The organism is Modestobacter sp. Leaf380 (genome assembly GCF_001424485.1).
GTDB lineage: Bacteria > Actinomycetota > Actinomycetes > Mycobacteriales > Geodermatophilaceae > Klenkia.
On record NZ_LMQC01000023.1, the window covers coordinates 137,479 to 151,859 of the forward strand.

Here is a 14,381-nt window from a genome sequence, read left to right on the forward strand (position 1 = left end):
CACCTGCGCGTAGCACTGGAGTTGCTGAACCCACCAGCCCGCGTCGCCCTGGCACGGGACGGTGGTCCCGGAAGCCGAGTCCGTGCACACGGGCACCGCTGAACTGCTCGCGGGGGCCGCCGTCCCGGGCTGCTGAGGGCTCGAGCTCGTGCCCGGCGACTCGGCCTGCACGATGCAGACGCCATGCGAGTCGTATTGCTGGCACGCAGCCGGAGCCGCGGACACCGCGTCGGTCGCTACTAGCAGCGTGCCAACCGCCAGCCCGATGACCGCCGCCAGGCGAGTCAGACGTCGCACGACTGCGCCTGTCTGTTGGGTGCCTCGGTGACCCGCCACGACCCAGCGTCGGGGTAGTCGATGTTGACGATCGTGAGCTGCTGGATCAGGTACGGCGGGCGGTCTGGTGCCACGACGGACGACCCGCCAGCATCGGTGGCCTGGACCTGACTGACGTCGATGCAGGCGGTCACCGCGACTGTCGGCAGCAGAGGCTCAGGAGCCGCGTTCGGGTCGTTGGTCAGGTCGACCGGGCCTGCCGTGGCCGTCACGACCTGTGACCTTCCTGCCTGCTGGTAGCCCTGAGCGCGGAAGGCCTGGATTGCGGTGGCCTCGGCCGTTGCTTCCGCGGCGATGGCCACTGCGTAGACGTCGTCCAGAGGCCGAGCCGGGTCCTCGTAGAGCTCGTCGATCGTTTGGACGTAGGTCGGGACGAGTGCGACCGCCTGCTCCGCGGCCAGCTCCGCCGGATCAGTCGTGACCTCAGCGCTCGTGGTGGTGGGCGAGCTCGCCACCGTGGAGGACGTGGGTGGCTCCGACGGATCGGCTCCCGATGTCGAGCAGCTGGCGATCAGGAAGCCGGCAACGACAGCTGCACCTGCCGAGACAGCCCGATTCCCCGTCATGCCGAGCCACCCTCCCTTGTCCGTCGCGTGAGTGGCGAGACTGCCTTCCCGCCGATGAACCACAACAAGAACAGGTGCCATGTCACTCGGTCGGGTGACACACAATGGGCAGATTCTTTCCATTTCGGTACCTCAGGGTGTAGCTGAGCACATGGGCCGCGCCGTACTGCCGACTAGCGCTTCGGTCGTCGTGTGAGCCCTCTGAGTCCGTTCCCCACGTGCTGTCGTTGGGAAGAAGCGACGTCCCCATGACGGTCACCAGCCTCGTCCTGCCGTTGGCGATGGCGACGGTGGGAACGGTTCTGTGCCCCCTCTTTGTCGCGGTGGGCATGCGTCAACTGCACGGGCCGGCGCGGACGCGCGTACGACTGCAGGTCGCCTGCCTGGTGCTCGGATGCCTGTGGGGATTTACAACCGGGAGCATCTCCAGTGGGGCAGCCGAATGGCCGCTCCGGCTGGCGCTTGTGGCCTGGGGTGCTGCTCTGATCGCGGCTGCTGCCTGCGACGCAGTCACTCAGCGTGTTCCCACCTCGCTCGTGAGGACGAGCTTCCTGGGCGCTGGCACCGCCATCGCGGCTGCGCTCCTGCTTCATGGTGACGTGCGTGCCGTGGCCATCACGGCGATCGCGACAGCAGCAGCAACGCTGACCCTGCTCGCCTGCTGGCGATTCGCGGGTGCGGGCTTCGGTGACGTCCGGCTCGCGGCTCTCGGCGGACTTGGACTCGGCCAGGTGACCGCCAGTGGTGTGGTCCTCGGCCTGGCCGCGATGGTCGTGGTCACGATGGTCCAGACGGCACTCGTGGTGTCGCGCGGCGGTGATCGAAGGACCCTGATGCCTCTCGGACCGGCCCTCGCGGTGGGCTTCCTGGTGGCAGCCGCAGCCTGACGACCCAAGTCCTGCTGGCGAGCGGCAGCGGTGTTCTCGGCCCATTGGCAGCCGGGCTGGGTTGCGGACGCCTCCTCAAGGTCGGAGGGCGCGCCACCGGGGCGGGGCCGAATGCAGAACTCGAGGTGTCGTCCATGAGTGACCCGCAGCTGCTGCGCGACGTGCTGACCGAGGATCCGCTGCTGCTGACGGCTGTAGAGGCCGCACGGGTCCTCGGCATCAGCCGATCGACCGTTTACACCCTCATCCGCGACGGCGCCATCACACCTGTGCACATCGGACGGAGTTGTCGGTTGTCCCGAGCGGAGCTCCAGCGATTCGTCCAAGCGCTCCAGGCTGCCAGCTGACACGAAGCGCAGGCGAGGTGGAAGTAGGCCATGGGCAAACGGGCGAACGGCGAGGGCTCGGTCTACAAGCGAGCTGACGGTCGCTGGGGTGCGGCCCTGAGCTACCAAGACGCATCCGGCGCCATGAGGCGCCGGATGGTCTACGGGGCCACCCAGGCGGAGGCACGCATCAAGTTGCGGGAGCTCCGCGCTCGAATCGAGGCCGGCGTCCCCGTCAAGGACTCGACCCTCACGCTCGCCGCGTGGCTGGACACCTGGATGACCGGCAGTCTCCCCGCCAGCGACCGGCGCCAAGCCACTGTCGACCTGTACAGCCACATCGCGCGGCGACACCTGCTACCGACGCTGGGTAGCAAGCGCATCGACAAGATCCGTCCGACGGACGTCGAGATGCTCGTCGTGATGAAGCGACAAGAGGGACTGGCCCAGTCCACCGTGAGAACCATTTACACGGTCCTTCGGGCCGCCTTGGACACAGCTGTACGCGATGGGCTTTTGACGACGAACCCCACGGCAGCCATTCGTCGGCCGCCAGTGCGGCGACGAGACGCCGCATTCTTGTCCGTCGACGACGCTCAACGCCTCCTCGAGGCCCTGGCTGGTGAGCGGCTCGAGCCGTTGTTCCGGCTGATGCTCAGCACTGGTCTGCGACGCGGCGAGGCACTCGGGCTGCACTGGGAGGACGTTGACCTCGACCGCCGCCAGCTGAGAGTCAGGTGGACCCTGACACGCACCACTGCTGGACTGCAGCTGGGCGAACCGAAGACGAAGCTCTCCCGCAGAGTGGTGCCCCTTCCCCAGTCTCTGGTGAACGTCCTCGAGGCCCACAGCGAGCAGCAGAAGTCGGAAGCAGTGGCGATCGGCAGCGCCTGGCAGAACGAGGACCTCGTCTTCGCCACGGAGGTCGGGACCTTCCTCGAGCCGAGGAACGTACTTCGCCGGTTCGTGACCATCTCCCGCCGCGCGGGCCTCGACGATGTCCACCTCCACACGCTGAGACACTCCACCGCCAGCTTTCTGCTCGCCGCTGGGGTGCACATCAAGGTCGTGCAGGAACTCCTCGGACATGCCAGTTACGCGATCACGGCGGACACATACAGCCATGTGGCTCCTGAGCAGCGTCGCGAGGCGGCCGACCGCATCGAGGACAGCCTCGACTGGTGACTCGGTAGGTGCCCCCTCCCGTCCTCTGCGACGGAGGGCGCGGGCCGCCAAAGCCCCGTCGGGTTCCGCCACCGTTCTCGTGTGACTGCAAGACCGCGATCCGCCCGGGGCCCTCTGGACGCCAGCCGTCCAGTCCTTGAAGTGGGGCTGCGAGTTGCCTGCAGGGCCGGCCAAGCTTCAATCCGGCAGCTCGACGCCGGGTCGTTCGAAGCCCGTTGCTGTCACGGTTGCTGTCAAATAGCAAAAGGCGAGCCGCCCCAGTGGGACGACCCGCCTCTGACCTGCATCTTCTCTGTCGGGCTGACAGGATTTGAACCTGCGACCCCTTGACCCCCAGTCAAGTGCGCTACCAAGCTGCGCTACAGCCCGAGCTCGCGACGCCGTGGCGCCGGTGAGCTGCGTGGAAGAGACTACCCGACGCCCTGGAGGCCCCGGGGAGCGGGTCAGCGCTTGCGGGCGTCCCGCGCCTTGGTCTCCCGGACCTTGATCGACACGTCGATCGGGGTGCCCTCGAAGCCCCACTTCTCCCGCAGCTTGCGCTCCAGGAAGCGCCGGTAGCCGGCCTCCAGGAACCCCGTGGAGAAGACCACGAACCGCGGCGGGCGGACGTCGGCCTGCGTCACGTACTTGATCTTGGGGACCTTGCCACCTCGGGGCGGGGGCGGGGTCTCCTGGACCAGCGCGCGGATGAAGTTGTTCAGCTCTGCCGTCGGGATGCGGTACTCCCACGAGGCGAGGGCGTCCCGCAGGTGGTCGGCGAGCTTGTTCACGCCACGGCCCTTGAGCGCGGAGATGTTGACCCGGTGCGCCCACTTCACCCGGGACAGGTCGCGCTCGATCTCCTTCTCCAGCTGGGCGTGCCGGTCCTCGTCCAGGGTGTCCCACTTGTTGATCGCGATGACCAGCGCGCGGCCGGACTCGATGACCTGGGTGATGACCCGCTGGTCCTGCTCGCTGATGACCTCGTCGGCGGCCAGCAGCACGATCGCCACCTCCGAGGCCTCGATGGCGGCCTCGGTGCGCAGGCTCGCGTAGTACTCCGTGCCGCTCGCCGTCCCCACCTTGCGGCGCAGGCCCGCGGTGTCCACGAAGCGCCACTGCTCCCCGCCCAGGGTGACCAGGGAGTCCACCGGGTCGACGGTGGTGCCGGCGACGGAGTCCACGACCGAGCGCTCGGACTTCGAGAGCCGGTTGATCAGGCTGGACTTGCCCACGTTGGGCCGACCGACCAGGGCCACCCGGCGCGGGCCACCCTCCTCGAGGGACTCGCGGGGCGCCTCGGGCATCGCGTCCAGGACCAGGTCGAGCAGGTCACCGGCGCCGCGGCCGTGCAGCGCGCTGACGCTGAACGGCTCGCCCAGGCCCAGGGACCACAGCTCGGCGGCGTTGGCCTCACCGCGCTCGTCGTCGACCTTGTTGGCGACCAGGATCACCGGGGTCGTGGACCGGCGCAGCACGCGCGCGGCCGACAGGTCGGTCTCGGTGACGCCGACCGAGGCGTCGACGACCAGCACGATCACGTCGGCGGTCTTCATCGCGTACTCGGCCTGCCGGGCGATCGAGGCGGCCATGCCGGACGCCTTGGGCTCCCAGCCGCCGGTGTCCACGACGGTGAACGTCTTGCCGTTCCACAGCGCCTCGTAGCTGATCCGGTCGCGGGTGACGCCCGGGATGTCCTGCACGACGGCGGCGCGGCGGCCGATGAACCGGTTGACCAGGGTCGACTTGCCCACGTTGGGCCGTCCGACGACGGCGACGACGGGGTTCGGGGTCTTGCTCATGTGCGTTCTCCTGCTCGTGCGGCCTGCAGCGCGAGCTCGACGACGGCCTCGACGACCGCATCGCGGTCCAGGTCGGTGCTGTCGACGACGATCGCGTCCTGGGCCGGCCGCAGCGGACTGTCCGCGCGGCTGCTGTCGTACTCGTCCCGGCGGCGCAGGTCGGCGGCCAGGGCCGCCACCTCGCCGGCGTCGGTGACGCCGAGCTGTCCGGCCCGCCGCTGCGCCCGGGCCTCCGGGGCGGCGGTCAGGTAGACCTTCACCGTCGCGTCGGGCAGGACGACGGTGCCGATGTCCCGCCCCTCGACGACGACGGCGTGCGCGTCGGCGACCAAGGACCGCTGTCGGTCCACCAGCAACCGCCGCACGGCGGGGACGGCGGACACCGGCGAGACGGCCCGGGTCACCTCTCCCCCGCGGATCCGGGTGGCGACGTCGACGCCGTCGACGGTCACCGTCTCGGTGTCGGCGGACGTGCCGACCCGGATGTCGGCGGCCGCCACCGTCCGCTCGACGGCGCCGGCGTCCTCCAGCTCGACGCCGGCGTCCAGGACGGCGACGGTGGCCGCCCGGTACATGGCGCCGGTGTCCAGGTAGGCCGCACCGAGCCGGGTGGCGACCATGCGGGCGACACTGGACTTGCCGGTGCCCGAGGGGCCGTCGAGGGTGACCTGACCCTGGAAGGGGGCGGTCACTGGGCGATGTCCCGGCGGAGGGCGACGGCGCCACGCAGGTACACGTGCTGGACCTCGGCGCGGGGCCGGGGGGTGTCCACGTGCGCCATCAGCCGCAGCACCCGCGGCAGGGCGTGCGGGACGGCGATCTCGGTGGCGCACATCAGCGGCACGTCGCCCAGCCCCAGCTCCCGGGCGGCCAGCGCCGGGAACTCGCTGACCAGGTCGGGGGTGGCGGTGAACAGGATGCTGATCAGGTCCTCGCCGGTGAGCTCGTTGCGCTCGAGCACGGTGGCGACGAGTTCGCGGGTCGCTTCGAGGACCTCGTCGCGGTCGTCGGCGTCGACCTGGGTCGCACCCCGGATGGCTCGGACGGCCACTGCACTCTCCTGACATCGTGGAACCGGTGCCCGGGTCGCCGGGCACCTCGATCGAGTCTAGAGAGCGGCTGCCACCCGCCCCCTGCGCTGCGCGGGGCGCTCAGAGCCCGACGAGCTCCTGCAGCGAGCCGACCTCGGCGCGCGACAGCTTGCGGATGACGCCGGTGCGCATCCGGGCCAGCTGGACCGGGCCCACGGCGGTGCGGGTCAGCCGGGAGACCGGCAGGCCCACCTCGGCCAGCAGCCGGCGCACGATGTGCTTGCGGCCCTCGTGCAGCACGATCTCCACGACGGACTGCCCGGCGTGGGTGTCCATCAGCTCGAAGCCGTCGACGGAGACCGGCCCGTCCTCGAGGGTGATGCCGTCCTTGAGGCGCCGGCCCAGGTCGCGCGGCACGCTGCCGGAGACCTGCGCCATGTAGGTCTTCTTGACCTCGTAGGAGGGGTGCGCCAGCCGGTGGGCGAGCTCGCCGTCGGTGGTGAGGATGAGCAGGCCCTCGGTGTCCTGGTCCAGCCGCCCGACGTGCACGATGCCCTTCTGCAGGTCGCCCACCATGTCCCCGACGGTGGGCCGGCCGCGGTCGTCGCTCATCGCGGTGATGACGCCGAAGGGCTTGTTGAGCGCGTAGGTGACCCGGTCGTTGCGGACCTCGATGCGCACGCCGTCCACGGCGATCTGCACGGTGCGGGGGTCCACCCGCATGCCCTGCACGAGGACGGTCTTGCCGTTCACCGCGATGCGGCCCTCGTCGATCATCTCCTCGGAGACCCGGCGGGAGCCGACACCGGCGCGGGCGAGGACCTTCTGCAGCCGCTCGGCGTGCTTCTCCTCCGGCTCCGGGGCGTCCTCGCGGTCGCCGGGGTGGGCCGGGGCGAGCTCCATGTCCTCGGACCAGACGCCCTGCTCGTCACCCTGCTCAGGGGTGGGCTCGTCGGTGGGGGTGGTGTTCTCGCTCATGGTGGTCCTCAAGATCCTGGGTGTTCGTCGAGCACGGTCTGGGCCTCGGGCAGCAGCGGGGCGAGCTCGGGGAGCTCGTCGAGGCCGGTCAGACCCAGCCGTTCGAGGAACAGCGGGGTCGTGGCGTAGAGCCCCCCACCGCTGTCGGGGTCGGTACCGCACTCGTAGACCAGACCCCGGCTGACCAGGGTACGCACCACCGCGTCCACGCCCACGCCACGGATGGCCGAGACCCGCGCACGGGTGACCGGTTGCCGGTAGGCGATGACCGCGAGGGTCTCCAGCGCGGCCTGGGTCAGCCGGCTGCGCTGACCCTCCAGGAGGTACCGCTCGACGACCCCGGCGTGCGCCTCCCGGGTGTAGAGCCGCCACCCCTCGCCGACCCGGCGGAGCACCATCCCGGCGTCCCGGGCGTCGTAGGACCCCCCCAGCTCGGCCAGCGCCCGGCGCAGCGTGCCGACCGGGCAGCGCAGGGTCGCAGCCAGCGTGCCCTCGTCCACCGGGGTGTCGACGACGAACAGCAGCGCCTCCAGGGCGCCGAGCAGTGCGTGCGGGTCGGCGTCGTCGGGGACGTCGGGCGCCCTCTCCCCGACCGACGCCTCCTCCACCGACACCTCGTCCAGCGGCCGCAGCGGCAGGTCCTCCAGCTCGACCCGGGGCCGTGGTGGTGCCGCGGCCGGCTCGGGGACGGCCGGCGGCAGCTCCGGCGCCTCGCGCACCGGGATGCCCAGCGAGGCGGCCAGCGCGGTGGCGGCCTGGTCCCAGTCGTCGGCCTCGGCCTGCTCGTCGGCGGCCTCGGCGGCGGCCAGCTCCGCGGCGACCCGGTCCCAGGAGAACCCGTCGTCGGGGCCGGTCGGGTCGGGGCCTGTCACGACACCGCCCCCGGGTCCTCCCCCGGTACCGGCCCGGTCCAGAGCACGGTGAGCTCGCCCAGCGGCGTCTCCTGCTCGAAGTCGACCAGTCGTTGCCGGTACAGCTCCAGCAGCACCAGGAACCGGGCCACCTTCTCCAGGGTGTGCACACAGTCGCCCGCGAGGGTGGCGAAGTCGATGCGCCCGGCGTCGGCGACGCGGCCGCGGACCAGCAGCAGCTGCTCGGACACGCTGACGGCGGGGGCGTGCAGGTGGGTGACGCTGACCGTCGGCGGCGGCTTGGGGGTCAGCGTCTGGGCGGCCAGCGCGGCGAACTGCTCGGGGGTGACCCCGAGCAGCACCTCGGGCAGCAGGGCGGCGAACCGGGGCTCCAGCGCCACGTCGCGGGGGAAGCGCTGGGCGGCCTCGGCCTCCCGCTCGCGCAGGAACCCGGTGACCCGCTTGTAGGCCTGGTACTGCAGCAACCGGGCGAAGAGCAGGTCCCGGGCCTCCAGGGCGGCCAGGTCCTCCTCGTCCTCGACGTCGGCGGCCGGCAGCAGCCGCGCGGCCTTGAGGTCGAGCAGGGTGGCCGCGACCAGCAGGAACTCCGAGGCCTGGTCCAGGTCGAGCTCGTCGCCCAGGGCCCGCAGGTGGGCTATGAAGTCGTCGGTGACCCGGGACAGCGCGATCTGGGTGACGTCGAGCTGGTGCCGGCCGATCAGCTGCAGCAGCAGGTCGAAGGGGCCCTCGAAGTTGACCAGCCGCACGGTGAACCGCCCGGCGTCGCCCGGGGCGACGTCGGGGCGCTCGGCGAGCGCGGTCACGGCGTGATCACGGGGCCGAGCCTAGGGCGACCCACCGACAGGACCGGGGACCGAGCACCGCCCGGTCCCCCACCCGCCCCTCCGGTCAGCCCTGCCGCAGCCGCCGCACCAGGACCGAGTCCTCGCCGTGGGACTCCAGGTCGGCCAGCAGCACCGCGACCGCCTCGCGGACGATCCGCCCGCGGTCGGCCACCACGCCGTGCTGGCCGCGCAGGACCAGCCGGGCGCTCTCGATGGCCAGCAGCTCCTCCGCGGAGCAGTAGACGGTGATCTTCTCCTCGTGCTTGGTGCGCTCCCGGGCGCTCCGCCGGGCCCGGACCGCCGGCCCGGCGGCAGGCAGGGCACTGCGCACCGAGGACAGCTCGTCGGGGGTGTCCCGGACCAGCTGCAGCGGGGTGGCGCCGGGGGCGACGTCGTCCGTGACGACGGGGGCGTCGTCGTCCTCGGGACGGCGGGAGGCGTTGCCGCGCAGCGCCGGGGAGGACGCGGCGGCGGCGAGGGAGGGCAGCTCGGACACCGGCGCGGGGGCCGGGCCGACGGAGGGGGCGTCCGTGCGACGGAAGAAGAGCTCGCTCGCGCCGGGGAGGACGGGGCGACGGGTCACAGTGCGAGGACCTCCTTGGCCAGGTCGCGGTAGGCCTGGGCGCCGATGGACGTGGAGGCCCAGGTGGTGATCGGCTGACCGGCCACGGTGGTCTCGGGGAAGCGGACGGTGCGGGTGATGACGGTCTGGAAGACGGTGTCGCCGAAGGCCTCGACGACCCGGCTGAAGACCTCGCGGGCGTGCACGGTCCGCGAGTCGTACATGGTGGCCAGGATGCCGTCGACCTCCAGGGAGGGGTTGAGGCGCTCCTTGACCTTGTCGATGGTGTCCACCAGCAGGGCGACGCCGCGGAGGGAGAAGAACTCGCACTCCAGCGGGATGATCACGCCCTGCGCGGCGGTCAGCGCGTTGACGGTCAGCAGGCCCAGGGACGGCTGGCAGTCGATGAGGACGTAGTCGTACTCCTGGCGCACCTCGGCCAGGATCCGCAGCAGCGACTGCTCGCGGGCGACCTCGGAGACCAGCTGCACCTCGGCGGCGGACAGGTCGATGTTGGAGGGCGCCAGGTCCAGGCCCCGGACGTTGCCGACGTCGCGGACGATGACGTCGCGCAGCGTGGTGTGCCGCTCCATGAGCGCGTTGTAGACGGTGCGCTCCAGCTGCTGGGACTGGATGCCCAGGCCCACCGAGAGCGCGCCCTGCGGGTCCAGGTCGACGAGCAGCACGCGGCGGCCCTGCTCGACGAGGGCGGCACCCAGGTTGATGGTCGACGTGGTCTTGCCGACGCCGCCCTTCTGGTTGCACATCGCCACGATGCGGGCCGGTCCGTGCCGGTCGATGGGCTTGGGCGTGGGCAGCGGACGCTGCCGCGCACGCGCGGGGTCCTGGCGGCCGGCGGGCACGCCCATCTCCACCTCCGGCGCCCCCACGTGCGGGTGCGCGACGGCGGAGCTCGTCACGACGGGTGTCGCCATCCTCGGTGCCTCTTCCCTCGGTGCAGCTGGTGCAGTCCCCGGTGGCGGGTCGTCCCGGCTGTCGCCGTGTCGACTTGTCGCCCTCCGACACCGTCATCGGCAGTGCTGCACCGGTGTGTGACCACCCGTGGTGAGCAGACATCGACCCAGAGCAACGCCGTAGCGCAGGAAGGCGCGCTTCCCGAGGTCAGTGCAGGGCGCGCGGGTGGGATGTGGCGTACACCTCACGCAGCCGGTCCACGGTCACCAGCGTGTAGACCTGCGTCGTCGTCACCGAGGCGTGCCCGAGCAGCTCCTGGACCACCCGGACGTCGGCCCCGCCGTCGAGCAGGTGCGTGGCGAAGGAGTGCCGCAGGGTGTGCGGCGACAGGTCCGCGACCTCGGCCAGCCCGGCCCGCTCCGCCGCCGTGCGCAGCACCGCCCAGGCCGACTGGCGGGACAGCCGACCGCCCCGGGCGTTGAGGAACAGCGCACCCCGCACGCCGGACCCGGTGGCCAGCGCCGGCCGGCCGCGGACCAGGTAGGCCTCCACCGCCCGGATCGCGTAGCTGCCCACCGGCACCACCCGCTGCTTGCCGCCCTTGCCGGCCAGCCGGACCGACCCGTGGGTCAGGTCCAGGTCGTCCACCGCCAGCCCGACGGCCTCGGAGATCCGCGCCCCCGTGCCGTACAGCAGCTCCAGCAGCGCCCGGTCCCGCAGCCCGCGCGGGCCCTCGTCCAGGCCGGCGGCCTCCAGCAGCGCCTCGACCTGCTCGACGGTGACCGCCTTGGGCAGCCGCCGGGCCGGCGCGGGCGGCCTGACCTGGGCGGCGACGTCGTCGGGCACCAGACCGTCGAGCAGGGCGAACCGGTGCAGCCCGCGGACGGCGACCACCGCCCGGGCCGCCGAGGTGGCCGACAGCGGCGGGTGCTCGTCGTCCCCGGTGCGCAGGGCGGTGAGGAACCCGGTCACGTCGGACTCGGCGACCTCGCCCAGCCCCCGGACCCCGGCGGCGTCCAGGAAGGCGCAGTACCGGCGCAGGTCCCGCCGGTAGGAGCTGGTCGTGTTGGCCGACAGCCCGCGTTCGACGGTCAGGTGGTCCAGGTACCCGGTCACCACCCGCTCCACCGCGACGTCGGCCACGCCCCCCACTCCACCGGACGCCCGCCGCTCCCGCCCCGGGACACGCCGGGGCACCGGCACCGCGAGAATGGCCGGGCACGGGGTCCGCCGGCCCCGACGGAGACCGGGGGCCCCGCGATGCTGCTCTACGCCGAACGACCCGCCCTGCGGAGCCGCCAGCTCGCCGCCGACGTCGGCCTGCTCGCCTGGGCGGCGCTGTGGGTGTGGCTGGCCCGGGTGGTGCACCGTGCGGTGCTGGTGCTGGCCGAGCCCGGCGTCGCGGTCGAGGACCTGGGTCGCTCGATCAGCGACACCATGGGCGACGCCGCCGGGGTCGCCGAGGACGTGCCGCTGGTCGGCGACGACCTGGCGGTGCCCTTCCAGGCACTGGGCGACTCCGGCAGCGGGGTGGCCGGGGCCGGGCAGGGACTGCAGGACGCCGTCGCCACGCTGGCGCTGGTGCTCGCCGTCGCGCTGGTGGTGGTCCCCGTCGGCTGGGCGCTGGTGCGCTGGCTGCCGTGGCGGCTGGGCTGGGCCCGGCAGGCGGCCGCGACCACCCGGCTGGACCTCGAGCTGCTGGCCGCCCGCGCCGTCGCGACCGCCCCGCTCACCGCGCTGGCCGCGCTGCCGGCCGGGACCGGTGCCGCCTGGCGGGACCGGGACCCGGCCGCGACGCAGGCCCTCGCCGAGCTGGAACTGCGCCGGCTGGGCCTGCGCCTGGGCTCAGAAGCCGGTGTCGACCGGGCGCAGCTGCGGTGAGGACGTGCGGGCGCGGGCCGCGGCGAGCAGCCCGATGACGGCCAGCGCGTTGCGCACCGTGCCGTCGAAGACCATCTGCACCGCGGTGTCCAGCGGCACGCGCTCGACGGTCATGTCCAGCTCCTCGTGCTCCACCGTGAAGCCCTCGGGCCGGTCCACGGTCGACAGGCCCTCGGCCAGGTAGAGCCCGACCTGCTCGTCGCAGAAGCCCGGCGTCGAGTAGGAGGTGGTGAGCAGCTGCCAGCGCTCCGCGGCGAGCCCGACCTCCTCGGCCAGCTCGCGCTTCGCCGTCTCCAGCGGCGGCTCGCCCTCGGCGTCCCGCAGGCCCGCCGGCAGCTCCCACAGGTGCTCACCGATCGGGTGCCGGTACTGCTTGAGCATCACCACCGCGCCGTCCTCGTCCAGCGCGACGACACCGACCGCACCCGGGTGTGCGACGACCTCACGGACCGACGTGCCGCCCTCGGGCATCGCCACCGTGTCCCGCCGCAGCGAGATGACCCGCCCCGAGTAGACCTCCTCGGAGGCGAGGACCTCGTACATCAGATGCCCATCTCGGCGGCCTCGGGCACCGGCAGCCGGGCGGACTCCTGGAAGCCCACCGCGGCCTTGACGAACGCCGCGAACAGCGGGTGCGGCCGGGTCGGACGGCTCTTGAGCTCGGGGTGCGCCTGGGTGCCGACGAAGAAGGGGTGCACGTCGGCGGGCAGCTCGACGAACTCGACCAGCGTGCCGTCGGGTGAGGTGCCGGAGAAGACCAGGCCGGCCGAGGACAGCTGGTCTCGGTAGGCGTTGGCGACCTCGTAGCGGTGCCGGTGCCGCTCGGTGATCTCGGTGGAGCCGTAGGCGGCGGCGGTGACCGAGCCCTTGACCAGCGCGGCCGGGTAGGAGCCCAGCCGCATCGTGCCGCCCATGTCCCGGTCGCCGGCCACGACGTCGAGCTGCTCGGCCATCGTGGAGATGACGGCGTGCTCGGTGTCCGGGTCGAACTCCGCGGAGTTGGCGTCGGGGATGCCGGCCAGGTCGCGGGCGGTCTCGATGACCATGCACTGCAGCCCCAGGCACAGCCCCAACGTCGGGATGCCGTTGACCCGGGTGTGCCGGATCGCGCCGAGCTTGCCCTCGATGCCGCGGACGCCGAACCCGCCGGGGATGCAGACCGCGTCGACGCCGTGCAGCGCGGTGGCCGCGCCCTCCGGCGTCTGGCACTCGTCGCTGGGCACCCAGCGGATCTGCACCCGGGTGTGGTTGGCGAACCCGCCGGCACGCAGCGCCTCGGTGACCGACAGGTAGGCGTCGGGCAGGTCGATGTACTTGCCGACCAGGCCGACGGTGACCGTGCGCTGGGGGTTGTGCACCCGGTCCAGCAGGTCGCCCCAGACGGTCCAGTCGACGTCCCGGAAGGGCAGCCCCAGCCGGCGGACGACGTAGGCGTCCAGGCCCTCGGTGTGCAGCACCTTGGGGATGTCGTAGATCGAGGGGGCGTCGGCGCAGGAGATGACGCCCTCGGCCTCGACGTCGCACATCAGGCTGATCTTGCGCTTGAGGCCCTCGCCGATCTCCCGGTCGGAACGGCAGACCAGCGCGTCGGGCTGGATGCCGATGCTGCGCAGCGAGGCGACCGAGTGCTGGGTCGGCTTGGTCTTCAGCTCACCGGACGGCGCGATGTAGGGCACCAGGGAGATGTGCAGGAAGAAGCAGTTGTCCCGGCCCAGCTCGTGCCGGACCTGGCGCGCGGCCTCCAGGAAGGGCAGCGACTCGATGTCGCCGACGGTGCCGCCGATCTCGGTGATGACGACGTCGACCCGCTCGGCGGAGTCCGCGCCGGCCAGCATCCGGGCCTTGATCTCGTTGGTGATGTGCGGGATGACCTGCACGGTGTCGCCCAGGTACTCCCCGCGCCGCTCCTTGGCGATGACGTCGGAGTAGACCTGCCCGGTCGTCACGTTGGCCCGCCCGGTGAGGTCGGCGTCCAGGAAGCGCTCGTAGTGCCCGATGTCCAGGTCGGTCTCGGCGCCGTCCTCGGTGACGAAGACCTCGCCGTGCTGGAACGGGTTCATCGTGCCCGGGTCCACGTTGAGGTAGGGGTCCAGCTTCTGCATCGTCACCCGCAGACCGCGGGCCGAGAGCAGGGCCCCCAGCGAGCTCGCGGTCAGTCCCTTGCCCAGGGAGCTGACGACGCCACCGGTCACGAAGACGAACTTCGTCGGTTGCGAGTTGGGGAGCAGATTCCGCGT

At 72.1% G+C, this 14,381-nt stretch carries 16 protein-coding genes and 1 tRNA gene; 4 read left to right on the top strand and 13 right to left on the bottom strand.

Going from position 1 to position 14,381, the window contains the following annotated elements:
- Nucleotides 1–284 precede the first annotated feature (284 nt).
- Nucleotides 285–791, bottom strand: coding sequence for a hypothetical protein (locus ASG41_RS21040; RefSeq protein WP_235564977.1), 507 nt, complete (start codon nucleotides 789–791; stop codon nucleotides 285–287).
- 359 nt (nucleotides 792–1,150) lie between these two features.
- Here ASG41_RS21040 and ASG41_RS21045 point away from each other — a divergent pair, with 359 nt between their 5' ends.
- From ASG41_RS21045 to ASG41_RS21055, 3 genes are all read left to right on the top strand, one after another.
- Nucleotides 1,151–1,789 (top strand): hypothetical protein, encoded by a 639-nt coding sequence (locus tag ASG41_RS21045; protein ID WP_056300145.1) that lies wholly within the window; start codon nucleotides 1,151–1,153, stop codon nucleotides 1,787–1,789.
- A 134-nt stretch (nucleotides 1,790–1,923) separates the two neighbouring features.
- A complete protein-coding gene (locus ASG41_RS21050; RefSeq protein ID WP_056300149.1) occupies nucleotides 1,924–2,136 on the top strand; it encodes a helix-turn-helix domain-containing protein in 213 nt (70 codons plus the stop codon).
- A gap of 30 nt (nucleotides 2,137–2,166) precedes the next feature.
- The gene (locus ASG41_RS21055; protein ID WP_056300152.1) at nucleotides 2,167–3,300 is read left to right on the top strand and encodes a tyrosine-type recombinase/integrase; all 1,134 of its coding nucleotides are present in this window, start codon (nucleotides 2,167–2,169) and stop codon (nucleotides 3,298–3,300) included.
- Between the two features lie 295 nt (nucleotides 3,301–3,595).
- Here the strand turns inward: ASG41_RS21055 and ASG41_RS21060 are convergent.
- From ASG41_RS21060 to xerD, 10 genes are all read right to left on the bottom strand, one after another.
- Nucleotides 3,596–3,669, bottom strand: a tRNA-Pro gene (locus tag ASG41_RS21060).
- Between the two features lie 74 nt (nucleotides 3,670–3,743).
- Nucleotides 3,744–5,081 carry a ribosome biogenesis GTPase Der gene (gene der, locus ASG41_RS21065; RefSeq protein ID WP_056300154.1) on the bottom strand — a complete coding sequence of 446 codons (1,338 nt, stop codon included), beginning with the start codon at nucleotides 5,079–5,081 and terminating at the stop codon, nucleotides 3,744–3,746.
- Complete coding sequence (cmk, locus tag ASG41_RS21070; protein ID WP_056300157.1) at nucleotides 5,078–5,773, bottom strand: (d)CMP kinase; 696 nt, start codon at nucleotides 5,771–5,773, stop codon at nucleotides 5,078–5,080. Before cmk ends, der begins: the two co-directional genes overlap by 4 nt.
- Nucleotides 5,770–6,132, bottom strand: coding sequence for a chorismate mutase (gene aroH / locus ASG41_RS21075; protein ID WP_056300160.1), 363 nt, complete (start codon nucleotides 6,130–6,132; stop codon nucleotides 5,770–5,772). The genes cmk and aroH overlap by 4 nt, the downstream gene beginning before the upstream one ends.
- 100 nt (nucleotides 6,133–6,232) lie before the next feature.
- Entirely contained in the window at nucleotides 6,233–7,090 is an 858-nt protein-coding gene (locus tag ASG41_RS21080) for a pseudouridine synthase (protein WP_082557193.1), read from the bottom strand.
- Between the two features lie 8 nt (nucleotides 7,091–7,098).
- Nucleotides 7,099–7,962: an SMC-Scp complex subunit ScpB gene (gene scpB, locus ASG41_RS21085; protein WP_082557194.1), complete on the bottom strand. Its 864-nt coding sequence runs from the start codon at nucleotides 7,960–7,962 to the stop codon at nucleotides 7,099–7,101.
- Complete coding sequence (locus ASG41_RS21090) at nucleotides 7,959–8,765, bottom strand: ScpA family protein (RefSeq protein ID WP_056300164.1); 807 nt, start codon at nucleotides 8,763–8,765, stop codon at nucleotides 7,959–7,961. The genes scpB and ASG41_RS21090 overlap by 4 nt, the downstream gene beginning before the upstream one ends.
- Before the next feature lie 85 nt (nucleotides 8,766–8,850).
- A complete protein-coding gene (locus tag ASG41_RS21095) occupies nucleotides 8,851–9,369 on the bottom strand; it encodes a hypothetical protein (RefSeq protein ID WP_056300167.1) in 519 nt (172 codons plus the stop codon).
- Nucleotides 9,366–10,217: a ParA family protein gene (locus ASG41_RS21100; protein WP_200939171.1), complete on the bottom strand. Its 852-nt coding sequence runs from the start codon at nucleotides 10,215–10,217 to the stop codon at nucleotides 9,366–9,368. The genes ASG41_RS21095 and ASG41_RS21100 overlap by 4 nt, the downstream gene beginning before the upstream one ends.
- A 253-nt stretch (nucleotides 10,218–10,470) precedes the next feature.
- On the bottom strand, nucleotides 10,471–11,406 hold the full coding sequence (xerD, locus tag ASG41_RS21105; protein WP_235564978.1) for a site-specific tyrosine recombinase XerD: 936 nt from the start codon (nucleotides 11,404–11,406) through the stop codon (nucleotides 10,471–10,473).
- 117 nt (nucleotides 11,407–11,523) lie between these two features.
- Here xerD and ASG41_RS21110 point away from each other — a divergent pair, with 117 nt between their 5' ends.
- Nucleotides 11,524–12,144, top strand: a complete 621-nt coding sequence (locus ASG41_RS21110; protein WP_056300313.1) for a hypothetical protein — start codon at nucleotides 11,524–11,526, stop codon at nucleotides 12,142–12,144.
- On the opposite strand, the gene ASG41_RS21115 is transcribed toward ASG41_RS21110, so the two are convergent.
- Entirely contained in the window at nucleotides 12,109–12,687 is a 579-nt protein-coding gene (locus tag ASG41_RS21115) for an NUDIX hydrolase (protein WP_056300176.1), read from the bottom strand. The genes ASG41_RS21110 and ASG41_RS21115 overlap by 36 nt on opposite strands.
- Nucleotides 12,687–14,372 (bottom strand): CTP synthase, encoded by a 1,686-nt coding sequence (locus ASG41_RS21120; RefSeq protein ID WP_056300317.1) that lies wholly within the window; start codon nucleotides 14,370–14,372, stop codon nucleotides 12,687–12,689. Before ASG41_RS21120 ends, ASG41_RS21115 begins: the two co-directional genes overlap by 1 nt.
- Between the last annotated feature and the right edge of the window lie 9 nt (nucleotides 14,373–14,381).